The sequence below is a fragment of the Microbacterium sp. HMH0099 genome (genome assembly GCF_049384025.1).
Lineage (GTDB): Bacteria > Actinomycetota > Actinomycetes > Actinomycetales > Microbacteriaceae > Microbacterium.
The window spans coordinates 286,415-309,930 of sequence record NZ_JBMRJR010000001.1; the positions used below are offsets into that span (position 1 = coordinate 286,415).

Annotated in this window: 22 protein-coding genes; 14 read left to right on the forward strand and 8 right to left on the reverse strand. The window is 71.4% G+C overall.

Features of this window, described 5'->3' with window-relative positions; translation table 11 throughout:
* Positions 1-10 precede the first annotated feature (10 nt).
* From ACO03V_RS01145 to ACO03V_RS01160, 4 genes are read right to left on the reverse strand one after another with little or no spacing between them, the layout of a single operon-like run.
* Positions 11-772, reverse strand: coding sequence for an IclR family transcriptional regulator (locus ACO03V_RS01145; protein ID WP_423136297.1), 762 nt, complete (start codon positions 770-772; stop codon positions 11-13).
* A 21-nt stretch (positions 773-793) separates the two neighbouring features.
* Positions 794-1,393 carry a methyltransferase gene (locus ACO03V_RS01150; protein WP_423136298.1) on the reverse strand — a complete coding sequence of 200 codons (600 nt, stop codon included), beginning with the start codon at positions 1,391-1,393 and terminating at the stop codon, positions 794-796.
* A gap of 31 nt (positions 1,394-1,424) precedes the next feature.
* On the reverse strand, positions 1,425-1,703 hold the full coding sequence (locus ACO03V_RS01155; RefSeq protein ID WP_367732488.1) for a hypothetical protein: 279 nt from the start codon (positions 1,701-1,703) through the stop codon (positions 1,425-1,427).
* Between the two features lie 25 nt (positions 1,704-1,728).
* Positions 1,729-3,075 (reverse strand): TRAP transporter large permease subunit, encoded by a 1,347-nt coding sequence (locus ACO03V_RS01160; RefSeq protein WP_367732486.1) that lies wholly within the window; start codon positions 3,073-3,075, stop codon positions 1,729-1,731.
* A 248-nt stretch (positions 3,076-3,323) separates the two neighbouring features.
* Here ACO03V_RS01160 and ACO03V_RS01165 point away from each other — a divergent pair, with 248 nt between their 5' ends.
* The 8 genes from ACO03V_RS01165 to ACO03V_RS01200 are packed head-to-tail and all read left to right on the forward strand — an operon-like array spanning position 3,324 to position 12,167.
* Positions 3,324-4,802 (forward strand): glycosyltransferase, encoded by a 1,479-nt coding sequence (locus ACO03V_RS01165; protein WP_423136299.1) that lies wholly within the window; start codon positions 3,324-3,326, stop codon positions 4,800-4,802.
* The gene (locus tag ACO03V_RS01170) at positions 4,799-6,790 is read left to right on the forward strand and encodes an ArnT family glycosyltransferase (protein ID WP_423136300.1); all 1,992 of its coding nucleotides are present in this window, start codon (positions 4,799-4,801) and stop codon (positions 6,788-6,790) included. The genes ACO03V_RS01165 and ACO03V_RS01170 overlap by 4 nt, the downstream gene beginning before the upstream one ends.
* A gap of 47 nt (positions 6,791-6,837) precedes the next feature.
* Entirely contained in the window at positions 6,838-7,737 is a 900-nt protein-coding gene (locus tag ACO03V_RS01175) for a DUF4397 domain-containing protein (RefSeq protein ID WP_423136301.1), read from the forward strand.
* Positions 7,734-9,368, forward strand: a complete 1,635-nt coding sequence (locus tag ACO03V_RS01180) for a class F sortase (RefSeq protein ID WP_423136302.1) — start codon at positions 7,734-7,736, stop codon at positions 9,366-9,368. The genes ACO03V_RS01175 and ACO03V_RS01180 overlap by 4 nt, the downstream gene beginning before the upstream one ends.
* A gap of 29 nt (positions 9,369-9,397) precedes the next feature.
* Positions 9,398-10,189 carry a polyprenol monophosphomannose synthase gene (locus tag ACO03V_RS01185; RefSeq protein WP_367732427.1) on the forward strand — a complete coding sequence of 264 codons (792 nt, stop codon included), beginning with the start codon at positions 9,398-9,400 and terminating at the stop codon, positions 10,187-10,189.
* Positions 10,190-10,239: 50 nt separating this feature from the next.
* Positions 10,240-10,521, forward strand: coding sequence for a DUF1778 domain-containing protein (locus ACO03V_RS01190; RefSeq protein ID WP_367732423.1), 282 nt, complete (start codon positions 10,240-10,242; stop codon positions 10,519-10,521).
* Positions 10,514-11,017, forward strand: coding sequence for a GNAT family N-acetyltransferase (locus ACO03V_RS01195; protein ID WP_423136303.1), 504 nt, complete (start codon positions 10,514-10,516; stop codon positions 11,015-11,017). The genes ACO03V_RS01190 and ACO03V_RS01195 overlap by 8 nt, the downstream gene beginning before the upstream one ends.
* Positions 11,018-11,069: 52 nt before the next feature.
* The gene (locus ACO03V_RS01200; RefSeq protein WP_423136304.1) at positions 11,070-12,167 is read left to right on the forward strand and encodes an alanine racemase; all 1,098 of its coding nucleotides are present in this window, start codon (positions 11,070-11,072) and stop codon (positions 12,165-12,167) included.
* A 55-nt stretch (positions 12,168-12,222) separates the two neighbouring features.
* On the opposite strand, the gene rlmN is transcribed toward ACO03V_RS01200, so the two are convergent.
* Positions 12,223-13,560, reverse strand: a complete 1,338-nt coding sequence (gene rlmN, locus ACO03V_RS01205; RefSeq protein WP_367732415.1) for a 23S rRNA (adenine(2503)-C(2))-methyltransferase RlmN — start codon at positions 13,558-13,560, stop codon at positions 12,223-12,225.
* A 99-nt stretch (positions 13,561-13,659) separates the two neighbouring features.
* On the opposite strand from rlmN, the gene ACO03V_RS01210 reads away from it, so the two are divergent.
* From ACO03V_RS01210 to ACO03V_RS01235, 6 genes are all read left to right on the forward strand, one after another.
* Positions 13,660-13,977, forward strand: a complete 318-nt coding sequence (locus ACO03V_RS01210) for a helix-turn-helix domain-containing protein (RefSeq protein ID WP_423136305.1) — start codon at positions 13,660-13,662, stop codon at positions 13,975-13,977.
* Complete coding sequence (locus ACO03V_RS01215) at positions 13,974-15,212, forward strand: type II toxin-antitoxin system HipA family toxin (RefSeq protein WP_423136306.1); 1,239 nt, start codon at positions 13,974-13,976, stop codon at positions 15,210-15,212. Before ACO03V_RS01210 ends, ACO03V_RS01215 begins: the two co-directional genes overlap by 4 nt.
* A 203-nt stretch (positions 15,213-15,415) precedes the next feature.
* Positions 15,416-16,324 carry a PRD domain-containing protein gene (locus ACO03V_RS01220; RefSeq protein WP_423136307.1) on the forward strand — a complete coding sequence of 303 codons (909 nt, stop codon included), beginning with the start codon at positions 15,416-15,418 and terminating at the stop codon, positions 16,322-16,324.
* Between the two features lie 193 nt (positions 16,325-16,517).
* Positions 16,518-18,377: a beta-glucoside-specific PTS transporter subunit IIABC gene (locus ACO03V_RS01225; protein ID WP_423136308.1), complete on the forward strand. Its 1,860-nt coding sequence runs from the start codon at positions 16,518-16,520 to the stop codon at positions 18,375-18,377.
* Between the two features lie 18 nt (positions 18,378-18,395).
* The gene (locus ACO03V_RS01230; RefSeq protein WP_367732407.1) at positions 18,396-19,811 is read left to right on the forward strand and encodes a glycoside hydrolase family 1 protein; all 1,416 of its coding nucleotides are present in this window, start codon (positions 18,396-18,398) and stop codon (positions 19,809-19,811) included.
* A 62-nt stretch (positions 19,812-19,873) separates the two neighbouring features.
* Entirely contained in the window at positions 19,874-20,716 is an 843-nt protein-coding gene (locus ACO03V_RS01235) for a Cof-type HAD-IIB family hydrolase (protein WP_423136309.1), read from the forward strand.
* A 243-nt stretch (positions 20,717-20,959) separates the two neighbouring features.
* On the opposite strand, the gene ACO03V_RS01240 is transcribed toward ACO03V_RS01235, so the two are convergent.
* From ACO03V_RS01240 to ACO03V_RS01250, 3 genes are read right to left on the reverse strand one after another with little or no spacing between them, the layout of a single operon-like run.
* A complete protein-coding gene (locus ACO03V_RS01240) occupies positions 20,960-21,790 on the reverse strand; it encodes an SDR family oxidoreductase (RefSeq protein WP_423136310.1) in 831 nt (276 codons plus the stop codon).
* Positions 21,787-22,563, reverse strand: a complete 777-nt coding sequence (locus ACO03V_RS01245; RefSeq protein ID WP_423136311.1) for an enoyl-CoA hydratase/isomerase family protein — start codon at positions 22,561-22,563, stop codon at positions 21,787-21,789. Before ACO03V_RS01245 ends, ACO03V_RS01240 begins: the two co-directional genes overlap by 4 nt.
* A complete protein-coding gene (locus ACO03V_RS01250) occupies positions 22,560-23,321 on the reverse strand; it encodes an SDR family NAD(P)-dependent oxidoreductase (RefSeq protein WP_423136312.1) in 762 nt (253 codons plus the stop codon). Before ACO03V_RS01250 ends, ACO03V_RS01245 begins: the two co-directional genes overlap by 4 nt.
* Positions 23,322-23,516: the final 195 nt, after the last annotated feature.

The following is a 23,516-nucleotide window of genomic DNA, read 5'->3' on the forward strand; positions in this document are numbered from 1 at the left end:
GGTGCTCGCGCTATCGGCCGACGGCCGCTGCCGCCCGTCGGAGTTCGGGTGCCCACTCGGGCAGTCGCGCCGGATCCGTCGACTCGACGGGGCCGGACGCGGAGAGGGAGGCGATGACCTCCCCGGTCCCCGCGAAGACGGGGACGCTGATGGATGCCACGGCGGTGTCGCGCTCGGCGACGGAGACGTGGAAGCCGTTCCGACGGATGTCGGAGAGGTCGGCATCCATCCCCTCCACCGACACTGTGCGGCCGTCCGCCCGCTGCGTCTCGCCCAGCAGCTGGAGGATGCGGGCGATCTCGTCGACGGGGAGGTTCGCGAGGATCGGCTTGCCCGCCCCGAGGTGCAGGGCGAGCCGGCGCCCGAGCGGCAGCTGGTAGCGCAGCGGGTGCTCCCCGTCGACGCGGACCGCGAGGATGCGCTCGTCGCCGCTGCGGACGTACAGCGAGGTGGTGAGACGGGTCGTGTCGGCGAGCTGCTGCAGGTGCGGCCGCGCGCGGTTGCTGAGCGGATCGGACGAGATGTACCCGTGCGCCATGCCGAGGGTCGCGACGCCCAGCCGGTACTCGCCCGCTCCGCTGGCGACGAGGTCGCGGCGCTGGAGCACGGCGAGCAGACGGAGGAGCGTCGCCGACGAGAGACCCGTTCCGCGGCTGAGGTCGACGAGCCGCAGCGGGCGGTCGGCGCGCTCCAGCAGCTCGAGCACCTCGAGGGCGCGCTCGACGCTGCGGACCGTGGGCTGACCTGACGTCTCATCGCGAGCCGGACTCATCCATCTAGTCTGTCGGATCGGTCAGGAGGCCAGGATGCCGCGACGGATCTCGGACTCGTCCGCGTTCTTGCGCCGTGCACGCTCGAGGACCGCCTCCGCCTCCGCCGCCGGCACGACCGCGAGGCCGTCGCCGTCGCCGACGACGACGTCACCGGGCGTCACGACCACGCCGCCCAGCGCGATGGGCACGCCCACGCGGAACGGGCCGTTCTTGTACGGACCGGCGGGGCTGCTCGACCGGGCGAAGACGGGGAAGCCCATCTCCTCCAGGTCGCCGACGTCGCGGACGGCGCCGTCGACGACGAACCCGGCGCAGCCGACCTTGCGGAGCCGCTCGGCGATGAGCTCGCCGATGAGGGCGCGGTCGGTCACGCCGTGGCCGTTGACCACGAGCACGGCACCGGCGGGCACCTGCGAGATCGCGGCGTGGATGCCGGCGTTGTCGCCGCCGGCCACCTCCACGGTGAAGGCCGGGCCGGCGACCGCGGCGCCGCGCCAGACGGCGTGGATCCCGGCGTCGACGACGTTGAGCCGGTCCATGGAGTCACCGATGTTGGCGACGGGGAGGGCGGCGAGACCGGCGACGACGTCCGCGGCGACCGGGGTGGGTGAGGTGGTCATGTGGCATCCATTCGTTCGAATCGGCCGACGGTCAGTCGGCGGGCTTCCATCCGTGGGCGTACGACAGCAGCAGCGTCCAGATGCCGAGCACGCCGGCGATCCCGAACGCCCAAGGGCTCAGCGCGTCGGCGACGCCGACGACGAACGAGCCGTTCGCCAGGAGCAGGCCGATGATCTGCAGCACCACCAGCACCGTGCCGACGATGAGCATCGTGGCCAGGAGGACCACGAAGACGGGGGTCATGAGCGCGATCGCGCGGCGGCGGACGGGGCCGTGCGGGTTCTCGGCGGGAGTCTTCTCTTCAGACATGTGCTTCTCCGATGACGGACGCGGGCTAGAACGACACCGGCAGCCAGCCGGGACCGATGAGGGCGGCGATCGCGAGGATCGGCAGGACGTACCAGACGATCAGCGGCACGAAGGTCTTCACGGGGTTGACCTGGGCGATTCCGGTGGCGATGTAGATCGCCGAGGCGCCGGGAGGGGAGGCCCCCTCGGTGGACGCCGCGACGAGGACGACGCAGGCCGCCAGGATCGGGTCCACCCCCGACACCATGAGAACGCTGAAGCCGATGCCGCCGATCGTCGCGATCGTGGCGGTGGAGCTCAGCGGTCCTGCGACGAGGACGGTGAGGACCGCGACGATGATCGACATGACCACCGGCGAGGCGTTGAGGCCGTTCAGGACCGCGGCGAGCTGATCGCCCAGGCCCAGCTCGGTGAGGACGGCGCCGCCCGCGAAGGCGAACACCAGCGTGGCGCCGATGTCGCGGTAGCGCGGGGCCGTCTTGGCGATGAAGTCGTACCACGCCCGGCCGCCGCGGGGCAGACCGCGCCAGCCGAGGAGGACGGCGAAGATCATGAGGAGCACGGGGATCCAGACGATGACGCTGACGGCATCCATCGTGTCCTCGCCGAGCGCCTGGGTGAGCGCGTCCCCGGTGGGTCCGAGCGTGACCGCGACCGGGATGACGATGCCGAGGAAGACCAGCAGCGACGTCCATCCCTGACGGAACGAGCGGGCGAAGGGGAGGATGTCGGCCGCGGCGACCCGGTCGATCTTGTGGCGGCGCACGAAGATGAAGATCACGATGAGGCGCCACAGCACGCACCAGGCGGCGGCCACGAACATGGCGATCAGGAGCTTGTCGATGGTGACGTACGGCGCCACGGTGGCCGTGCCGATCAGGATGAAGAACGAGGCGCTGGGCGGGATGACCGTGCCGTTGCCGGCGTTGCCCGCGATGACCGTGGCCGCCACGTGCGGGGGCCAGTTCGACCGCTTCATCCAGGGGATGGCGACCGATCCCATCGTGGCGGCGTTCGCGGAGCCGGAGTGGGCGACGGAGCCGAACAGCGCGGAGCCGATCGTCGCCACGTAGCCCGCCCCGCCGCGCAGGCGGCCCAGCAGCGAGTTGAGGATGTCGACCTGGCGGTCGATGACTCCGGTGGATGCCAGGAGGAAGCCGATGAACGTGAACGCCAGGGCCGCGAAGACGATCTCCTGCGTGAACGCCGCCTCCAGTCCGACCGCCAGCAGGCGGAGGAAGTCCGCACCGCCGAAGGCGCAGACGACGAGGAAGCCGACGACCATCGCCTCGCCGATGCCGCGTTTGACGACGACGCTCCAGAGGACGATCACGCCGATGTAGGCGATCAGCGCCCAGACAGCCAAGCCCATAGTGCTCTCCATTGAGGTGGGGGGTTCATCTAGTGAACTAAGTGTTCACCTGTTGGAGTATGCCTCACCCCTGCGAACGCGTCAACCGCGCCGACTTGAAGGTCGAAGAACCCTGGCAAACACCTGGGCGATCCAAACCATCCCCCCCACGGTCCCCGGATGACCCGCGTACGACGACCTCGCCCGCGGTCGTCACCCATCCCCCACTCCGCCCTCGAACCGTCCACGTGGACGCTGGAGGTTGTCTTTTGTCGTCCCTGCTCACACCCACGATGGTCCGCGCGACCGCCGCGACCCCCGAACCGCTGCTCACCCCCGTCGCCCCCGCGCCCGGCGGCGGGCCCGAGGACATCACCACCGTTCCCGTCCCCGCTCAGCCGGGGACCTCGGTCATGGGCAGCCTCCTGCCCGACTGGTCCCTCGGGGAATGGCTCGGCTACAGCGGCATCATCGTGCTCGCCCTGCTCCTGACCGTCGTCGCGACGACGACCCTCTGGTGGATGCTGCACGCGTGGCGCTCCGCCGACGACCTGCGGGCCACGCAGTTCAGCTCGTCTCCGCGCCCCGCACGGCACCGCTTCACGCTCCTCGTCCCCGGTCGCCACGAGGAGGAGGTCATGGGGCAGACCCTGGACCGCCTCGCGCAGCAGGACCACCCCAACTTCGAGATCATCGCCATCGTCGGCCACGACGACCCGGGGACCGAGCTCGTCGTCCGGCAGGCCGCCGCGCGGCATCCCGACCTCATCAAGGTGGTCGTCGACGACAGCGTCCCCAAGAACAAGCCCAAGGCGCTCAACCGCGCCCTGCAGATCGCCACCGGCGACGTGGTCGGCGTGTTCGATGCGGAGGACGAGGTGCACCCCGGCCTGCTGACCGTCGTCGACTCCAAGTTCCAGGAGACGGGCGCCGACGTCGTGCAGGGCGGCGTGCAGCTGATGAACTTCGAGACCAGCTGGTGGTCGCTGCGCAACGTGCTCGAGTACTACTTCTGGTTCCGGTCGCGCCTGCACTTCCACGCCCGGTCCAAGTTCATCCCCCTCGGCGGCAACACCGTCTTCGTCACCCGTGAGCGCCTGGAGTGGTCGCACGGCTGGGACGACCAGTGCCTCGCCGAGGACTGCGAGCTGGGCGTGCGCCTGTCGAGCGACGGCGCGAAGGTCGTCGTCGCCTACAACCCCGAGTACGTCACGCGCGAGGAGACCCCGCCCACCCTGAAGTCGCTATACAAGCAGCGCACCCGCTGGAACCAGGGGTTCCTGCAGGTGCTCGGCAAGGGCGAGTGGAAGGCGCTGCCGACCCTCCGCCAGCGGATGTACGCCCGCTACCTGCTGAACATGCCGTTCCTGCAGGCGGCCACCGGTCTGCTGATCCCGATCTCGGTCGCGTTCATCCTGCTGGTCAAGGTGCCGACCCCGGTCGCGCTGATCACCTTCCTGCCCCTCGTCCCCACCGTCATCACGCTGGTGGCCGAGGCTGCCGGGCTCACCGAGTTCGGCCGCGTGTACGACAAGAAGGTGCGGGTGCGCGACTACGTGCGCCTCGTGCTGGGACTCGTGCCGTACCAGATCTTCCTCGCGGCCGCGGCCGTGCGCTCCGTCGTCCGTCAGCTGCGCGGCGACGGCAGCTGGGAGAAGACCGAGCACACCGGCGCGCACCGTGAGGCCGCGTCCGAACCGACCACGAGCCGCGAGCTCGTGGGCGCCACCGCGGAGGTGACCCGATGACCTCGACCCTCGAGCGCCCCACCGCGCCGGTCCCCACCCGCCGCGACCGCGGAACGGCCGACGCGCCCGCACGCCGCTCGACGTGGCGCACCCGCCTCGTCGACGCGGCCTGGCTGCTGCCGCCGCTGTTCGTCGGCATCCTCGTCAACGCCCTCAACCTCGGCGGCTCGCCGCAGAGGATCGACGACGAGGGCACCTATACCGCCCAGGCCTGGAGCATCGGCAACCTCGGCGAGCTGACCCACTACACGTACTGGTACGACCACCCGCCGCTGGGGTGGATCCAGATCGCCGCCTACGCGGGCCTGACCGACGCGTGGGAGCGCTACGACGTCGCCGTGATCGCCGCCCGCGAGGCCATGCTGGTCTTCACGGGGACCGCCGCGATCCTGCTGTGGGTGCTGGTACGCCGCATCGGATTCGCCCGGCTGACGGCCTCGGTCGCGGTCGCGATCTTCCTGCTCTCGCCGCTGGCGGTGCAGTTCCACCGTCAGGTGTACCTCGACAACATCGCGACGGCGTGGCTGCTGGCCGCCCTACTGCTGGCCTTGAGCCGGCGCGCGCAGCTCATCGGCTACATCGGGGCCGCCGCCGCCTTCGGCATCGCCGTGCTGACGAAGGAGACGTACCTCCTCGCGCTGCCGCTGCTCGCCTGGTTCCTGTGGCGCGGCGCCGACAAGACGACCCGCCGCTACACGCTGTCGGTCGCGGCCGCGGTGCTGGGTCTCATCGGCCTCACCTACGTCGCGTTCGCCGTGGTCAAGGGCGAGGTCATGCCGGCCGACGGCCGCGTGAGCCTGTGGGACGGGCTGGCCTTCCAGCTGGCGTCCCGCGAGGGCAGCGGGTCTCTGTTCGACCCCGAGAGCCTCATGTCCCGGACCGTCGGCCTGTGGTGGCAGCTGGACGCGGCGCTCATCGTGACCGCGCTCGCGGCGGCCGTGGCCGCGTTGTTCGTCCGTCGCCTCCGGCCCTGGGCGATCGCCCTGCTCGCGCTGACGGCGTTCATGTTCCGCGGCGGCTACCTCCCGGTGCCGTACGTCATCATGCTGCTCCCCTTCGCCGCGATCGTCGTGGCCGGAATGGGTCAGATCGCCGTCGAGTCGCTGCGGTCGCGGGCGACGCTGCGCCGGTTCGGCGGGGTCGCGGTCGCGTCCGGCCTGCTCGTCGCGCTCGTCGCCGCGGGTCCGCTGTGGGCCGCGCAGCTGCGCGGGTTCCTCCTCGCCGACCTCGACCGGCCGCTGCGCGATGCGCAGGCGTGGATGACGCAGAACGCCCCGGGTGACGCGCGCATGCTTGTCGACGACGCCATGTGGGTGGACCTGGTCGACGCGGGCTTCACCCGCGAGGACGTCGTCTGGTACTACAAGGCCGACACCGACCCCGACGTGCAGGAGCTCGCTCCCGACGGCTGGCGGGACTACGACTACGTCATCACGACGGACTCGATGCGCACCTTCCCGACCGAGTTCCCCACGGTCCGGCAGGCGATCGAGAACAGCGTGGTCGTGGCCTCCTTCGGCGAGGGGGCGCAGCAGGTCGACGTTCGTCTGATCGATCGGGAGCAGGCCGCGCTCGCCCAGGCCGCGGACGAGGGGCTCTACACCGCCCGGTCGGTGGCCGGACAGCAGCTGCTGCAGAACCCCGGCATCGGACTCCCCGGCGCCGAGCAGGACCTGCTGACCTCCGGCGTCGTCGACGGCCGCATCCTGGTGACCCTGGGTCAGCTCTCGGCGGTCGGACGCATCGACGTCGCCGCGATCGACCAGCTCGACGGCGACCCCTCGGGCGTGCACCGTCAGCTCGTCGTCAGCTCGTTCGACGGTCAGGACGCACGCGGCACCGCCGCGGGCGCGGACGAGGTGGTGCGGTTCTACGAGTCGCTGACCGGCCGCCTCCGCCCCGTCTCGGTCGAACGCGGCGATGCCGGCGTGGTGATCACGTTCTCCCCCGACGAGCCGACCGGCCTCCTGCCGCGTCCGACCTCGTGACCCCGTCCCCCCGGACGACTCTCCTCCCCCCGACGAAAGGATCCCTCATGACCCGCATGACCGAGACCCCCCGCTCCTCGACCCGCGCACCCCGGCGCGCCCTGCGCGGCCTCGCGCTGACGGCCGCGGCCGTGATGCCGCTGGCCCTCGGCGTCGCCCTCGCCCCCGCGGCATCGGCCGCCTCGGCGGCTCCCGGCGGATGGGCCCGCGTGGCCCACCTGTCCCCGGACACCAAGTCGGTCGACGTGCAGATGACGGCGCTCTCGGGCGGCGCTGTCGTGTACGAGTTGGACGACGTCGCCTACGGCGCCGTCAGCGACTACATCCCCCTCGCGGAGGGCACGTACGTCGTGTCGATGGTCCCCTCCGACGCCGCCGACGACGCCGAGCCCGTCGTGCAGCAGTCGATCGACGTCGCGGAGGGCGAGCCGGTCACGGTCGCCGCCTACGGCCGCAACGCCGAGCTGCGCACGACGGTCTTCGAGGACGACCTCTCCGCCCCCGACGAGGGACAGGCGCGCGTGCGCGTGGTTCAGGCCTCCACGGTCGAGCCGACCGTCGACGTGGACACCGCGGAGGGCCGCGCGATCGCGCGCGACGTCCCCACCGGGACGGCCACCGACTACGCCGCCGTGCCCGCCGGTTCGTGGGACCTCGAGCTGACCGGCGCCGACGAGAGCGGCTCCTCCGCCGTCGACCTCCCCGCCGGATCGGTCTCGACCCTCTTCGTGCTCGACGACGCCGCGGGGGCGCTGACCGCGCGCGCCGTCACCGACTCGGCCACCCTCGCCGACATGCCCGTCGGCGGCATCCACACCGGCGGCGGCGGCACGGCCGCGTCGTCCGAGGTCGCCCCCGGTGCCGTCGGGGGCGCGGCGGCTGTGCTCGGCGGCCTGCTCGTCGCGGCGTCGGCGCTCCGTCGTCGGGCGGCGAAGGGCACCGCGTGACCGGCATCCGCACCGTCCTCTCCGCCGGCGCGGCCGCCGTCGCCGTCGCGCTCACCCTGACCGCCTGCGCCGGACCGGCCGAGCCGGACACGGAGGGCCACAACCGCACCGTCGAGACGGCATCCGCGTTCCTGTCGACCTACGTGGACGACGGACGGGTCGTCCGCACCGACCAGGGCGGCGACACCGTCAGCGAGGGGCAGGCGTACGGCCTGCTCCTCGCCCTGGCGGCCGGCGACGAGGAGCAGTTCGACCGCATCTGGTCGTGGACCACCGAGAACCTGCAGCGCGACGACCTGCTGCTCGCGTGGCGGTGGGAGGACGGCGCGGTCGTCGACGAGCAGCCGGCCTCCGACGCGGACCTGGATGCCGCCCGCGCCCTCGTGCTCGCCGGGGACGCGTTCGGCCGCGACGACCTGCGCACCGAGGGCATCGCGCTCGGAGAGGCGCTGCTCGACGACATGACGGCCGAGACCGCTGTCGGGCGGATCCTGCTGCCCGGTCCGTGGGCCACGTCGTCGCCCCACGCCTACAACCCCTCTTACGCCTCACCGGCCGCCTACGCGGTGCTGTCCGAGGCGTCGGACGATCCGCGGTGGGAGGAGCTGGCCGAGGGCAGCCGGGCCGTGACCTCGGCCCTGCTCGACGCGAACCCCCTGCCGACGAACTGGGCCACGGTGGCGGCCGACGGGACCGTCGCGATCGCCGGTGCCGCCGACGGCCAGGGCGAGCCGGGCTACGGCTACGACGCCACGCGCACCCCGATCCGCTTCGCCGAGTCGTGCGAGCCCGCGGACCGGGCGCTGGCGGGACGCATCGCCGCCGCGCTCCCCGCGGACGACACCCTCCCCGCGGAGCTCGACTCCGGCGCGGGCGCGGTCACGAGCGACCAGCACGCGATCGCGTACGCGGCCCGGGCGGCGTCCTCCGCAGGTGACGGGGACAGGGATGCCGCCGAGGCCGACCTGCAGCGGATGTCCGAGACCTCGGCATCCACGCCCACCTACTACGGCGACGCGTGGAACGCCCTGGCGACGGCGATGCTGACGGACGACGTCCTCGCCGGCTGCCCCCCGCTCGAGGAGTCCGCCTCCGCCGCGCCGGCGGGGGCCGCCTCCGGCACGGGCGCCGCCTCCGGCACGGGCGCCGCCTCGGGCTTCCAGGACCCGGTCGCGGCGGCCCCGGCCTCCACGGCGACACCCGTCCACCTCTCGATCCCCGCCATCGGCGTCGAGTCCGACCTCATCGGGTTGGACCGCGGGGCGGACGGCTGGATCGAGGCGCCCACCGACTTCGACGCCGTCGGCTGGTACGAGGGCGGCGTCCTCCCCGGGGAGGTGGGTCCGGCGGTCATCGCCGCGCACGTCGACTCCCCCACGGGCCCCGCCGTGTTCTTCGACCTGCCGAAGCTGACCGCCGGCGACACCGTCTCGGTCCGGCGCAGCGACGGCACGACAGCGGACTTCGTCGTGACGGGACTCCAGACCGTCGAGAAGGACACCTTCCCCACGGCATCCATCTACGCCCCCGTCCCGACGCCGGAGCTGCGCATCGTCACGTGCGCGGGCGCCTGGGATCCCGAGACGGGCCACTACGTCGACAACGTCGTCGTGACCGCCGTCGCCACCTGACATCCGCCCTTCGACGCCTCAGGAGAGACATGACCCCGGTCCTCACCATCATCCCCACCTACAACGAGATCGAGAACCTCGGCCCGATCGTCGATCGCGTCCTCGCCGTCGGCGGCACGGACGTCCTCGTCGTCGACGACGCCTCGCCCGACGGGACCGGTGAGCTCGCCGACCGGCTGGCGCTCCGGCACGAGGCGGTCCACGTCCTGCACCGGTCGGGCAAGGACGGTCTCGGCCGCGCGTACCTCGACGGCTTCGCCTGGGGGCGCGCTCACGGCTACGCCTACCTGGTCGAGATGGATGCCGACGGCTCCCACCAGCCGGAGGCGCTCCCGGCCCTGCTGGCCGAGACGCCGACCGCCGACGTCGTGCTCGGTTCGCGCTGGATCCCCGGCGGACGGGTGCGGAACTGGCCGCTGCATCGACGGCTGCTCAGCCGCGGCGGCAACCTCTACGCGCGTCTCGCCCTCGGGATGGACGTCCGCGACGCGACGGGGGGCTACCGGGTCTTCCGTGCCGACGCCCTCGACGCGATCGGGGTCGACGACGTCGCCTCCCAGGGTTACTGCTTCCAGCTCGACCTGCTGTGGCGCGCGCTGCAGCGCGGCCTGCGCGTCTCGGAGGTGCCGATCACCTTCGTGGAGCGCGAGCGCGGGGTGAGCAAGATGAGCGGGGCGATCGTCCGGGAGTCGCTCGCGAACGTCACGCGGTGGGCGGTGCGCCGACGCCTGACCGGCCTCCGCACGATGCTCACGACCGGCCGGCGCCTGCCGTCCGTGCGCGCGCACACGCGGAGGGTCGCGCTGCCGTCGGCGTCCTGACCGCCGGACACACAGAGCGAACGTACGGAATATTTCCGTACACTGGAGCCATGGCCGCACCCCGGAAGAACGCGCGTATCGAACTGCGGGTGACCGCTGCGCAGAAGGAGTCGATCGAAGCCGCCGCCGCGATCTCCGGTCGCACCGTCACCGCGTTCTCAGCCGACGTCCTGACCGAGCGGGCGGAAGAGGTGATCCAGCAGGACCGGCAGCTCCGCGTCGAGGCCGAGGCCTTCGACGCGTTCCTCGCCGTGATGGATCGTCCCGCACGATCGGTCGAGGGACTGCAGGACCTGTTCCGGCGCACATCCGTCTTCGTCGACCGTGGTTGAGTTCCTCACCCCCCGCCCGATCGCGGCGGGTGACCGGCTGTCGGAGTTCGACTCCGGTGAGGAAGCGCTGGACAGTTGGCTGCGTGGCCGGGCGCGCAGCAACGAGAAGGCGGGCGCCTCTCGCACCAGCGTCTGCGTCACCCGTGAAGACCAGCGAGTCGCGGGGTATTACTGCCTCTCGTCGAGCTCGCTGGAACGCGAGGACGGCCCGCCCCCTCTCACGGCCAAGATGCCCTCACGCGTCCCGGTCGTCCTTCTCGGCCGTCTCGCCGTCGACCGTGCCTTCCACGGCATGGGCCTGGGTGCCTCCCTGCTCCAGCATGCGACGATGCGGGCTCTCGACGCGGCGGAGACCATCGGCATCCGAGCCGTCCTCGTCCACGCCCTGCGGGAGGACGTCATCCCGTTCTACGAGAGATTCGGGTTCACCCGCTTCCCCGGCCAGGCGAAGACCCTCTACCTGCTCACTCAGGACGCCCGAGCGAGCCTCGGCTAGCGCCCCCCACGTCTGCGGAGCAGGCCTCACCCCACCGAGCGGAGCCGACATCGTGCAGCACTCCCCCGTGTCCGACCTCGAGACGCCGAGCCTGCTCATCGACCGGGACATCCTCCAGCGAAACCTCTCCGGGATGCAGACCGCGCTCGCGGGGAAGGGCATCACCCTCCGCCCGCACGCGAAGACCCACAAGATCCCCGAGATCGCGCGGCTGCAGGTGGCGCTCGGGGCGGTGGGGATCACGGTCGCGACGCTCGGCGAGGCCGAGGTGTTCGCCGCCGCGGGCATCGACGACGTGTTCATCGCCTACCCCCTGTGGATGACGCCCCGGTCGGCAGACCGCGTGCGGGCGGTCCTGGCATCCACTCGTCTCTCCCTCGGCGTGGACTCCGCGGAGAGCGCGGAGAACACCGCGGCTCTCCTCGGGCCGGATGCCGCCCGCGTCGCAGTCCGCATCGAGGTCGACAGCGGGCATCACCGCTCGGGCGTCCGCCCCGAAGACGCGGCGACGGTCGCCCTCGCCGCCCGGCGGGCGGGCCTCATCGTGGACGGCGTGTTCACGTTCCCGGGTCACTCGTACGCACCGGGCGCCGCGGCGACGGTCGCGCTCGACGAACGCGACGCCCTCACCGCGGCCGCGGCGGCGCTGGAGCCGGCGGGGATCCCGGTGGCCGTCCGCAGCGGCGGATCCACGCCGACCGCGCTGTTGACCGCCGCGGGCACGGTCACCGAGGCTCGACCCGGCGTGTACGCGTTCGGAGACGCCCAGCAGTGGGAGCTCGGCCGCTGCGCCCCGGAGGACATCGCGGTGAGCGTCCTGTCCACCGTCGTCAGCGCGCACGAACGCGACGGCGAGACGTTCCTCGTCGCCGATGCCGGGAGCAAGATCCTCGGGTCGGACCGCCCCGCCTGGACGACCGGCTACGGGCGCGTCCTCGGCGCCCCCGACGCGCGCATCGTCGCCCTCTCCGAGCATCACGCCACCATCCGCTGGGCAGAGCGAGACCGGCCGCCTGCTCTCGGCTCGCGCCTGCGCATCGTGCCCAATCACGTCTGCCTGGCGATGAACCTCGTCGACGACGCGGTCGTCACCGCCGGCGATCAGGTCGTCGATGTCTGGCACGTCGCGGCGCGGGGCCGGAACGGCTGAGGGCCGTCGGCCTCCTCCGCGTCGATCAGGCGACGGGGCCCGCCGTGGGGGGGGATCAGGCGACGGGGGTCGCCGCCGCGGCGACCTCGTCCTCCTCGGTCGCGACGAGCTGACCGCACGCCCCGTCGATCTCCTTGCCGCGGGTGTCGCGCAGGGTCGTCGGAATGCCGGCGTCGTTGAGGCGGCGCACGAACTCGTTCTGCACGGGGACCTCGGATGCCGTCCAGATCGAGCCCGGAGTCGGGTTCAGCGGGATCGGGTTGACGTGCACCCAGCCGCGCCCACGGGCGTTGAGCTTCTCCGCCAGCAGGTCGGCGCGCCAGGCGTGGTCGTTCATGTCCTTGATGAGCGCGTACTCGATCGAGACGCGGCGCCCCGTCTTGTCGAAGTAGGCGCGGGCGGCATCCAGGGCCTCGTCGACCTTCCAGCGGGAGTTGACCGGGATCAGCTCGTCGCGCAGGTGGTCGTCGGGGGCGTGCAGCGACAGGGCGAAGGTGACCGGGATGTCCTCGGCGGCGAGCTTGGTGATCGCGGGCACGAGGCCGACGGTCGAGACGGTGATGCCGCGGGCGCTCATGCCGAGGCCGTGGTCCTTGTCGACCATCACGCGCACGGCCTGCATGACCCGCGCGTAGTTGGCCAGCGGCTCGCCCATGCCCATGAAGACGATGTTCGAGACGCGGTCGAGCGAGTGGTCGTCGCGCTTCTTGCCGCCGAGACCGCCGGCGGCGATGAGGGCGTTGGCGCGGACGATCTGCTCGATGATCTCGGCGGACGACATGTTGCGCGTCAGGCCCGCCTGCCCGGTCGCGCAGAACGGGCAGTTCATCCCGCAACCGGCTTGGCTCGACACGCACAGGGTGATGCGGCCCGGGTAGCGCATGAGCACAGACTCGACGAGCGCGCCGTCGTGCAGCTTCCACAGGAATTTGATCGTGTCGCCGCGGTCGGTCTCGAGCCGGCGCACCTCGGTGAGCAGGGGCGGCAGCATCCCCGCGACGAGCTGTTCCCGAGTGGATGCCGGGAGGTCGGTCATCTCGGCCGGGTCGGACGTGTAGTGCGTGAAGTAGTGCTTCTCGAGCTGCTTCGCCCGGAAGCCGGGCAGGCCCAGCTCCTTGACCTTCTCGACGCGCTCGGCGGCGGTGAGGTCGGCGAGGTGCACGGGCGGCTTGCCGCGCTTGGGGCTGGCGAACTGCAGCAGCGGGCGGCCGGTCTCGTCCTTCTGCTGCTGCCATCCCTCGGTCTGAGGGCGGACCTGGCGTCCGGCCTTCGGTCGGGTCTCGCGGATGCCGGTGCTCTTCGGCGTCGTCTCGCGGATGCCGGTGTCGGCCGGCGCCCCCGCGGGGCGCACCTGCCGGGGCGTGGTGGTGCGCACGGGGGGCTGGTCAGTCATGGTTTCCAGGATACCGGGGGCCGCCTGCGTCCCGGCTGGGCACGCAGAACGGGGACGGCTGCCGAGCTATGAACACCATCGTGTTCACATCGAGCTTTTATGGCTATCATTGTGCCCATTGGAGGCGACATGGCCGGATACCGGATCGACCGCGAGGTGACGGATTTCGGTGCGCACGTGCGTGGGTGGCGAATGGTTCTCGGTTTGACCGCTCAGCAGGTTGCAGAACGCGCCGACATCACGCGCGCCACTTTGCGCAAGATCGAGACGGGGGACCCCGGCGTCAGCTTCCGCAACGTGGCACAGGTCCTGAGGGCGCTCGGCATCCTGAGCCAGGCGGTGGATGCCATCGATCCGCTCGCCAGCGACGTCGGCAGGCTCCGCGCCGGAGAGATCACGAAGAAGCGGGCGCGATGACGACCCTCGACGTCTTCCTCGACGCCCCCGGCGGTCCTCGTCTCGTCGGGCAGGCGTACTTCACCCGCAACCGCGGCCAGGTCTCGACCACCTTCGCCTACGACTCCGGCTACATCGCCCAGGGCGGCATGAGCATCGACCCGAGCCTCCCGCTGGTCTCCGGCAGTCAACATGGGAACGGTCTCGTCCCCGCCTTCGCCGACAGCGCCCCCGATCGGTGGGGACGGAACCTCATCGAGAAAGCTGAGCGCCTTCGCTCGCGTGAGGCCGGCCGCGCCCCCCGTCGCTTGGACGACCTCGACTTCCTCCTCGGCGTGAGCGACGACACCCGCCAGGGCGCCCTCCGGTTCCGCCTTCCCGGGAGCGCCTCGTTCCTCGGGGATGCCGCCCACGTGCCCCCCGTCGTCTCGCTGCCGGAGCTCCTCCGCGCCGCCGACGATGTCTCCGCCGGAGACGACTCGGCGCGAGCGGTCAAGCAGCTTCTCGACACGGGGACCACAGGCCTCGGCGGCGCTCGACCGAAGGCGTCCGTCCGACTCGAGGGAGGCGGCCTGGCCATCGCGAAGTTCCCTCACCAGAGCGACCAATGGGATGTGATGGCCTGGGAGGCGACGGCCCTCGATCTCCTCGAAGCGGCCGCGATCCGCACCCCTCGCCGACGGCTGACCAAGGTGGGGAGCCGGAGCATTCTTCTGCTCGAAAGATTTGACCGGTCCGCAGACGGCCGCATCGGATACATCAGCGCGATGACCGCTGTGGGCGCACGCGACGGCGACCACCGCGACTACGCCGACATCGTCCTGGCCGTCCGGGATCTCGCCCAGTCGCCGAGGAGGGACCTGCGAGAACTGTTCGACCGCGTCGTCGCCAACGTCGTGCTCGGCAACACCGATGACCACCTGCGCAACCACGGACTGTTGTCCACCGGGCCAGGGTGGACGCTCAGCCCCGCCTTCGACGTGAACCCCCAGCCCGACGCGTACCGTCCTCGCTCGACGACGATCATGGGCGCCGACGCCCCGCCTGACGAGGCGGAGGCCCTCATCCCGTTCGCGGAAGAATGCGACCTGGATGCCACCACCGCACGCGCCCGGATCGCCTCCGTCGTGGGGGCGATGACGGACTGGAAGGACTGCGCGCGCGGTAAGGGCATCACGACCAGCGAGATCGCGATGATGTCCGAGTCGATCGATCTCCGCATGGCAGCGGTCGCGCACGTCGCCGCCCAGCGCTGACCGCCGCCAAAGCACAAGGCGATCTCGACCGACGTCGGCGGGAGGCTCGATCGGTCACGCCGCTCCCGAAAGTCTGGCGTGTTCTCCGCCGTCGGCGGGGCTGAACGCCCATCACCCACCCCGCGACCCCCACGCCGATTTCACCCGCGGAACGGGACGCCGGAGCGCGAGGTCGTCGCGGCCGCCGCTCTAAACTGCATCCCATGCCCGGTGCCGGTGACGTCTCCCTCCCGCCCGGCGGCGTCCAGAAGCTGCTGAACAACAACGTCGTCGTGGCGATCGACGCCGACGGCCGCGAGCGGGTGCTGATGGGGCGCGGGATCGGCTTCCAGCTGAAGCACGACGGCCGTGTCGACCCGGCGAAGGTCGAGAAGACGTTCGTCCTCGACCAGTCCACCGACACCGCGCACGCGCAGAAGCTGCTCACCGACGCGCCCTACGCGCTCGTGCAGGCGGTGCTGCGCGCGGTCGACGAGGCCGAGCGGGAGCTCGGCCGGGACCTCGGCCGTCGTCTGCCGCTGGCCGTGATCGACCACGTCAACTACGTCGTCGAACGTCTGGACCAAGGCATCCGGATCCCTGGCACGTCGATGCCGGAGCTGCGCATCCTCCACCCCGACGAGTCGCGCGTCGCCGAGCACATGGCCGCGTCGATCGCCCGCTCGCTGGACCGGGAGCTCCCGCCCGAAGAGGGCGTGTTCCTGACGATGCACCTGCTGAACGCCACCCGCGACGAGCCCAACGGCACGGCGGCGCTGCTGTTCCGGCGCGTGCAGCACGTCGCGCGGACGGTCGAGACCGGCCTCGCCGTGACCCTCGACACCGCGAGTCCGGACTACGCCCGCTTCATCCTGCACGTCCGGTTCCTCCTGCAGCGCCTGGTCGACCGCACGATGCTGACGAGCGGTGACTCGTCGTTCTTCGAGTTCGCCAAGCACCGGTACCCGCGCTCCTTCGGCATCGCCGAGGCCGTCAAGGCGTACGTCCTGGCCGCGACCGGCTCCGCGCTCACCGACGAGGAGGTGCTGTACCTAATCGTCCACGTCGAGCGACTGGCGACGAGCATGGGGCGGGCCGACGCCACTGGCGACCCCGACGCGCCGGTGCTATAGTCGCCGACGCAGGCGTCACAGCCTGCCGACGATTTCCGGATTGTTACCGCGCGAGCGGGCAAGACCTGAATCCACATCGCTGACGAGCGATGAACGGATTCGGGTCTTTTTTATTGCCCGGAACACCCCGGAACCGTCGCCACAGAACATTCGAAAGGGCCGCACCGAAGCGGCGAAAGGCAGGCGGATTCCGATGACGGATCACGCGAAGACAGCAGCGGCGGTACTCACCGGCGTCGGCGGAGAGAGCAACATCACCTCGATGGTGCACTGCGCGACCAGACTCCGGTTCGTCCTGAAAGACGAGGGCAAGGCGGATGCCGCCGCCCTCCGCGCCACCCCCGGCGTCATCACCACCGCGCAGGCGGGCGGTCAGTACCAGGTCGTGATCGGCAACGACGTCCCGGATGTCTATGCGGCGATCCAGGCGCAGACGTCCCTGGGCGGCGGCGGCGTGGACGGCGGCGACAGCGGCCCCAAGGGCAACCTCTTCAACCGCTTCATCAAGATGATCTCGTCGATCTTCACCCCCATCCTCTGGGCGCTGGCGGGCACCGGTCTGCTGAAGGCGTTCGTCGCCGCGGCCGTCACCTTCGGCTGGCTGGATGCCACGACCACCACCTACACAATCCTCAACGCGCTCTCCGACGCGCTGATCAACTTCCTCCCGATGGCGCTCGCCATCACTGCGGCGCGCTACTTCAAGGCATCCGAGTTCACCTCCTTCGCCATCGCCGGCGCCCTCGTGTACCCCTCGATCGTCGCGTTGAACGGCCAGCCCGACATCACCTTCTTCGGCATCCCGGTGACGATGGTCAGCTACGTCTCGAGCGTCATCCCGATCATCGTGATCGTCTGGCTGCAGAGCTACGCCGAGCGCTTCCTGCTGAAAGTGCTCCCCGGGGCGGTCAAGCGGTTCCTCACCCCGATGATCGTGGTGGCCATCGCCGTTCCGCTCGTGTTCCTCGCGATCGGCCCCCTGTCGAGCCTCATCGGCGGCGGTCTCGCCGAGGGCATCGGCTGGGTGTTCCAGACCGTGCCGTGGCTGGGCGGGGCCATCATGGGTGGCCTGTGGCAGGTCTTCGTCATCTTCGGCCTGCACTGGGGCCTGGTGCCGCTGTTCCAGCTCGAGCTGCAGACCACCGGTCAGATGCTCCTCATCGGCCCGATCTTCGCCGCGGTGCTCGCCCAGGCAGCCGCCGTCGCCGGTGTGCTCGTGCGCACCCGTAACAAGAACCTCCGCTCGCTCGCCGCCCCGGCCACCCTGTCGGGACTGCTCGCCGGCATCACCGAGCCCGCGATCTACGGCATCAACCTCCCCCTCAAGCGCCCCTTCGCCTTCGGCATCGCCGGCGGTGCGCTCGGCGGCGCCCTCATCGCCATGGGCGGGGTGTTCTCGGTGGCGTTCGTCGTCCCCTCGGGCCTGGCCCTTCCCGCGCTGCTCGGCAACGGCAACATGGTGATGCTCGCGATCGGTCTCGCCGTCGCGCTGCTCGTGCCGTTCCTGCTCACCGTGCTCGTCGGCTTCAAGGACCCCGTCGACACGGCCGCCCCCGCGGCGCCCGTCGCGGCGACCGACACCGTCGTCCTGAACCCCATCGACGGCACCGTCGTGCCGTTGAGCGAGGTTCCGGATGCCGCCTTCGCCGACGGATCGCTCGGGCAGGGCGTCGCGATCCGCCCGACCTCCGGCGCCGTGTACGCCCCCTTCGACGCGACCGTCGTCGCGGCGTTCCCCACCGGACACGCGATCGGCCTGCGCGGCGTCGACGGCGTGGAGCTGCTGATCCACGTCGGTCTCGACACGGTCCGCCTGGGCGGTCAGCACTTCACCCTGAAGGTGCAGTCCGGCGCCGAGGTCAAGGCCGGCGACCTCCTCCTCGAGTTCGACGGGGATGCCATCGAGAAGGCCGGCTACGACCTCGTCACCCCGGTCATCGTCACGAACGGCGACCTGTACCCGGGCATCGCCGAGGCGGCATCCGGTCCCCTCTCGCACGGCGAGGCGCTGTTCCGCGCCGTGTCCGTCGACTCCCTGTCCACCGCCCGCTGACCCCTGGAGGCACGCACCATGACCACCACCCCCTTCCCCGACGGCTTCCTCTGGGGCGGCGCGACCGCGGCGAACCAGATCGAGGGCGCCTACGACGAGGACGGCAAGGGCTATTCGGTGCAGGACGTGATGCCCCGCGGCATCTCCGGTCCGCGCAGCGAGCGCCCCACGCCCGACAACCTGAAGCTCGTCGGCATCGACCATTACCACCGCTACGCCGAGGACATCGCCCTCTTCGCGGAGATGGGCTTCTCGGTCTACCGGTTCTCGATCGCGTGGAGCCGCATCTTCCCGAACGGCGACGAGACGGAGCCGAACGAGGCCGGCCTGGCGTTCTACGACCGCGTCCTCGACGAGCTCGAGAAGCACGGCATCGAGCCGCTCGTCACCATCTCGCACTACGAGACCCCGCTCCACCTCGCCGAGCAGTACGGCGGGTGGACGAACCGCGCGCTCATCGGGTTCTACGAGCGCTACGCCCGCACCCTGTTCGAGCGCTTCGGATCGCGCGTGAAGTACTGGTTGACCTTCAACGAGATCAACTCGCTGCTGCACGCGCCGTTCATGAGCGGAGGCATCCCGATCCCCGAGGGCGGCGTGCCCGAGCAGCAGCTCTACCAGGCGATGCACCACGAGCTCGTGGCGTCCGCCCGCGCTACCCGGATCGCCCGGGAGGTCGCCCCCGAGGCGAAGGTCGGCTGCATGGTGCTGTCCATGCCGATCTACCCGCTCAGCCCGTCGCCCGATGACGCGGTCGCGGTCATGACCGCCGACCACGGCAACCTGGTCTACGGCGACGTGCACACGCGCGGCGCCTACCCCGGATACTTCCTGCGCACGCTGCGCGAGAAGGGCATCGAGCTGGACATCACCGACGAGGACCGCGACGACCTGACGAACACCGTCGACTTCGTCTCGTTCAGCTATTACATGAGCATCGCCGAGACCGCCGACCCCGAGAAGCGGGGCAGCGGCGAGGGCAACATCATGGGCGGCGTCCCGAACCCCACCCTCGAGGCGAGCGAGTGGGGATGGCAGATCGACCCGGTGGGCCTGCGCCTCGTGCTGAACCAGTTCTGGGACCGGTGGCAGAAGCCGCTGTTCATCGTCGAGAACGGTCTGGGCGCCCGCGACCAGCTCGTCGAGGTCGACGGTGAGAAGACGGTCGTCGACGACTACCGCATCCAGTACCTCAACGACCACCTCGTGCAGGTGGGCGAGGCCCTGGAGGACGGCGTCGACGTGCTCGGCTACACCTCGTGGGGCTGCATCGACATCGTCAGCGCGAGCACCGCGCAGTTGAGCAAGCGATACGGTTTCATCTACGTCGACCGTGACGACGACGGCACCGGTTCGCTCGATCGCTACCGGAAGAAGTCGTTCCACTGGTACGCCGACGTCATCCGGACCAACGGCGCGTCCCTGACCCGCTGATCCCCCACTGATCGGATCGGCCCCGGAGCCTCGCGCCCCGGGGCCGTTCCGCGGAGAAACGCATGACCCGCATCGCCTTCCTCGACGTCGACGGCACGATCCTCGAGCACGGCTCCGTGATCGCCCCGTCCACCGTCACTGCCATCCGTCAGGCCCGGGAAAACGGCCACCTCGTCTGGCTGTGCACGGGCCGCTCCGCAGGCGACATCCACCCGGACGTCCTCGCCATCGGGTTCGACGGGGCCATCACCAACGGCGGCGCCTACGCGACGCGCGAGGACGACACCCTCGCCGCGCACCCGATGCCCCGCGCCGACGTCGAGCTCCTCGAGCGGTACTTCGACGCTCATGGCATCCACTATTTCCTTCAAACGCACGGGGGCGTGTTCGCGAGCCCCGGCATGGGACCGGTGATGAGCGAGTACCGGCGCGCGCGGCACGCCGAGCGCGCCGCCGAGCTCGAGGCGCAGGGACTCCCGGCGGAGCAGCCGCTGTGGCGCGAGCCGCGTCCCGTCGCGGAGGTCGACCGCGACGCCGTCGCGAAGGCCGTGTTCGTCAGCCCGTCCATCGACACCGTGGCGCACGCCGCGGCCGAGCTCGGGTCGGGGTTCCACGTGATCCCCGGGTCCATCCCGCTCCCGGGCGGCTCGAACGGCGAGATCGGTCAGGCCGGCGTCACGAAGGGCTCCGCCATCCTCGAGGTCCTGGAGGTGCTGGGGATCGACCGGACGGATGCCATCGGCATCGGCGACAGCTGGAACGACGTCGAGATGTTCGAGGTCGTCGGAACTCCCGTCGCGATGGGCAACGCGGCGCCCGCGCTGCAGCAGCTCGCCGGCCGGGTCACGACCGCCGTCCTGGACGACGGCGTGCACAACGCGTTCCGCGAGCTCGGCCTGATCTGACGCCCCGGCGGCGAGGCGCGCCGGAGAGCGCCGGGGCGTCTGCCCCGGCGCGGCCGGCGAGTCGCACCGGAATGCGCCGGGGCGTCTGCCCCGGCGCGGCCGGCGAGTCTGCAGGACGCGCGTCCGTCGCACGGCCCCATCCGCCCCAGGGCGTGACGCCAGCCCCACGGCTCCTGCAATCGAGCGGCCGAGCGGCCGGCAACGAGGGGCCGAGCGGCTCGCGGCCCCACCGCGGACGCGGGCTCAGTCGAGGAAGATGTCGGGGTACAGCGCGGCGTCGGGGGTGCCGGGCACCGCGGCGTAACCGGAGAAGTCCGTCACCCCGGCCTGCGCGAGCACGTCCTCCACGATCAGCGTCTGCCCGCTCAGCTCGCGGGCCGGCGCCGTCAGCACCTCGTACGCGGCGTCGGCGTAGATCTCGGGCGTCCGCGACACCGCCATGAGCCGGTCGCCGCCGATGACGTTCTGCACCGCGGCGGTCGCGATCGTCGTCCGCGGCCAGAGGGTGTTCGCCGCGATCCCGTCGCTCGCGAACTCCGACGCCAGACCGAGCGTCGCCATGGTCATGCCGAACTTGGCGAGGCTGTAACCGGTGTGCGCCCCCAGCCACTTGGAGGTGATGTTCAGCGGCGGTGACAGCGAGAGGATGTGCGGGTTCGCGGCCTCGCGCAGCTGCGGGACGGCCGCCCGCGAGAGCAGGAACGTCCCGCGGACGTTCACGTCCTGCATGAGGTCGTACTTCTTCGCGGCGAGCTCGAGCGACCCGGACAGGTCGATGACGCTGGCGTTGTTCACGACGATGTCGATGCCGCCGAACTCCCCCACCGTCCGCAGCACGGCCTCCGTGATCGACGCCTCGTCGCGCACGTCGCCGACGATCGGCAGCGCCTGACCGCCGGCCGCCCGGATCTGCTCGGCCGCGGTGTGCACCGTCCCCTCGAGCTTCGGGTGCGGGGTGTCGGTCTTGGCGAGCATCGCGATGTTCGCGCCGTCGCGAGCCGCGCGCAGCGCGATCGCCAGGCCGATGCCGCGGCTTCCGCCCGACATGAGGATGGTCTTGCCGGAGAGCGTCACGAGCGTCCTTTCGCAGAGGCGGCGGCGAACGCCGCGACGCGCGCCTTCGCCTCGGGGGTGTCGAAGGCGGCGCCGATCGTGGCCGCCTCGTCGTCGAGGTTGTCGGCGAACGTGCGCCCGGCGCCGAGGCGCACGAGCCTCGTCGCCTGCCCGAACGCGGCGGTCGCGCCGTCGAGCCAGAAGCGGGCGATCTCGTCGACGCGGGTCTCGAGGTCTCCGGATGCCACGACCTCCGCGACCAGACCCCACTCGAGCGCCTCCGCGGGGTCGATCATCCGGTCCTGCAGCAGCAGCTGGAGCGCGCGGCGCTGGCCGATCGCCGCGGGCAGCAACGTCGACACCCCGAGGTCCGGGGTGAGGCCGATGTTCGCGTAGCGGCTGACGAACCGGGCCTTCTCGCTCGCGACCACGTAGTCGGCGGAGAGCATGAGACCGAGGCCCCCACCCGCGACGGCACCCTGGACGGCCGCGACCATCGGCAGCGGGGCCTCGACGAAGGTCCGGATGCCGTCGTGGATCGCCTCCGCCGTCTCCGTCACCTCGCGCCCCGACGAGCCGGTCGTGGCCATCGCGACCACATCGCCGCCGGCGCAGAAGGCGGGGCCGTTGGCATCCAGGATCACCGCGCCCACCGAGGAGTCGGAGGTGACCTCGTGCGCGATCTCGCGCCAGCGGCGCGCCATCGGGAAGTCCATCGCGTTCAGCGACGCGGGACGGTCGAACGTGACGCGGGCGAGCCCGTCGGCGACGGAGAGCAGGATGCCGTCGCTCATCGCGGAGCCATCCGGATCGCGCCGTCGAGGCGGATGGTCTCGCCGTTGAGGTAGCCGTTGTCGACGAGGGAGAGCACGAGCCGAGCGTATTCGTCGGGCGCGCCGAGCCGCGAGGGGTAGGGCACCTGCTGACCCAGCGAGTCCTGGGCCGCCTGCGGCAGGCCTTTGAGCATCGGCGTCTCCATGATGCCGGGCGCGATCGTGACGACGCGGATGCCGTGACGCGCGAGCTCGCGCGCGATCGGCAGCGTCATCGCGTGAACGCCGCCCTTGCTGGCGGCGTAGGCGGGCTGGCCGATCTGGCCGTCGAAGGCGGCGACGCTCGCGGTGTTCACGACGACGCCGCGGTCGCCGCCGACGGTCGGCTCGGTGCGGGCCATGACCGCGGCGGTCTGCGCGACGACGTTGTAGGTGCCGACGAGGTTCACCCGGACCACCCGCTCGAAGTCGGCGAGCGAGGTGGCGGTGCCGTCGCGGTCGAGCACCTTGGCCGGCGGGGCGATGCCGGCGCAGTTGACGACGACGCGCAGCGGGCCGGCCTCTCCAGCGAGGGCGGCTGCGGCCGCGATCTGGTCCGCATCGGTGACGTCCGCCGCGGCGAAGGACCCGCCGAGCTCGGCCGCCACGTCCGCCCCCGCGGAGGACGGCAGGTCGACGACGACGACGTGCGCTCCGGCCTCGGCGAGGCGGCGCGCCGTGGCGAGCCCCAGCCCCGAGGCGCCCCCGGTGACGAGGGCGGATGCTCCCGCGATGTCCATGCGTTCTCCTTCGAACAGAAACCCGGTGCCACCCTACCCGGCACCCAGTCCCGCCGCGATGCGTCGCGTCGCCGACCTCTCGGGGTCGCACCCGCGGCACCGGCGGCTCTCTGCTTCGTCAGTAAACGCTCCGGCGCGGTGGAAACGCCGCGCCACGGCGTTTCCACCAGCCCGGGGCGTTTACTGGCGCGGGAG

What these genes read in the sequence shown, in the direction of transcription:
- ACO03V_RS01210 (WP_423136305.1), top strand. Translation starts at nt 13,660, where the DNA reads ATGGCTATCATTGTGCCCATTGGAGGCGACATGGCCGGATACCGGATC.
- ACO03V_RS01170 (WP_423136300.1), top strand. Translation starts at nt 4,799, where the DNA reads ATGACCTCGACCCTCGAGCGCCCCACCGCGCCGGTCCCCACCCGCCGC.
- ACO03V_RS01235 (WP_423136309.1), top strand. Translation starts at nt 19,874, where the DNA reads ATGACCCGCATCGCCTTCCTCGACGTCGACGGCACGATCCTCGAGCAC.
- rlmN (WP_367732415.1), bottom strand. Translation starts at nt 13,560, where the DNA reads ATGACTGACCAGCCCCCCGTGCGCACCACCACGCCCCGGCAGGTGCGC.
- ACO03V_RS01155 (WP_367732488.1), bottom strand. Translation starts at nt 1,703, where the DNA reads ATGTCTGAAGAGAAGACTCCCGCCGAGAACCCGCACGGCCCCGTCCGC.
- ACO03V_RS01220 (WP_423136307.1), top strand. Translation starts at nt 15,416, where the DNA reads ATGCCCGGTGCCGGTGACGTCTCCCTCCCGCCCGGCGGCGTCCAGAAG.
- ACO03V_RS01145 (WP_423136297.1), bottom strand. Translation starts at nt 772, where the DNA reads ATGAGTCCGGCTCGCGATGAGACGTCAGGTCAGCCCACGGTCCGCAGC.
- ACO03V_RS01250 (WP_423136312.1), bottom strand. Translation starts at nt 23,321, where the DNA reads ATGGACATCGCGGGAGCATCCGCCCTCGTCACCGGGGGCGCCTCGGGG.
- ACO03V_RS01185 (WP_367732427.1), top strand. Translation starts at nt 9,398, where the DNA reads ATGACCCCGGTCCTCACCATCATCCCCACCTACAACGAGATCGAGAAC.
- ACO03V_RS01190 (WP_367732423.1), top strand. Translation starts at nt 10,240, where the DNA reads ATGGCCGCACCCCGGAAGAACGCGCGTATCGAACTGCGGGTGACCGCT.
- ACO03V_RS01225 (WP_423136308.1), top strand. Translation starts at nt 16,518, where the DNA reads ATGACGGATCACGCGAAGACAGCAGCGGCGGTACTCACCGGCGTCGGC.
- ACO03V_RS01150 (WP_423136298.1), bottom strand. Translation starts at nt 1,393, where the DNA reads ATGACCACCTCACCCACCCCGGTCGCCGCGGACGTCGTCGCCGGTCTC.
- ACO03V_RS01245 (WP_423136311.1), bottom strand. Translation starts at nt 22,563, where the DNA reads ATGAGCGACGGCATCCTGCTCTCCGTCGCCGACGGGCTCGCCCGCGTC.
- ACO03V_RS01215 (WP_423136306.1), top strand. Translation starts at nt 13,974, where the DNA reads ATGACGACCCTCGACGTCTTCCTCGACGCCCCCGGCGGTCCTCGTCTC.
- ACO03V_RS01160 (WP_367732486.1), bottom strand. Translation starts at nt 3,075, where the DNA reads ATGGGCTTGGCTGTCTGGGCGCTGATCGCCTACATCGGCGTGATCGTC.
- ACO03V_RS01175 (WP_423136301.1), top strand. Translation starts at nt 6,838, where the DNA reads ATGACCCGCATGACCGAGACCCCCCGCTCCTCGACCCGCGCACCCCGG.
- ACO03V_RS01230 (WP_367732407.1), top strand. Translation starts at nt 18,396, where the DNA reads ATGACCACCACCCCCTTCCCCGACGGCTTCCTCTGGGGCGGCGCGACC.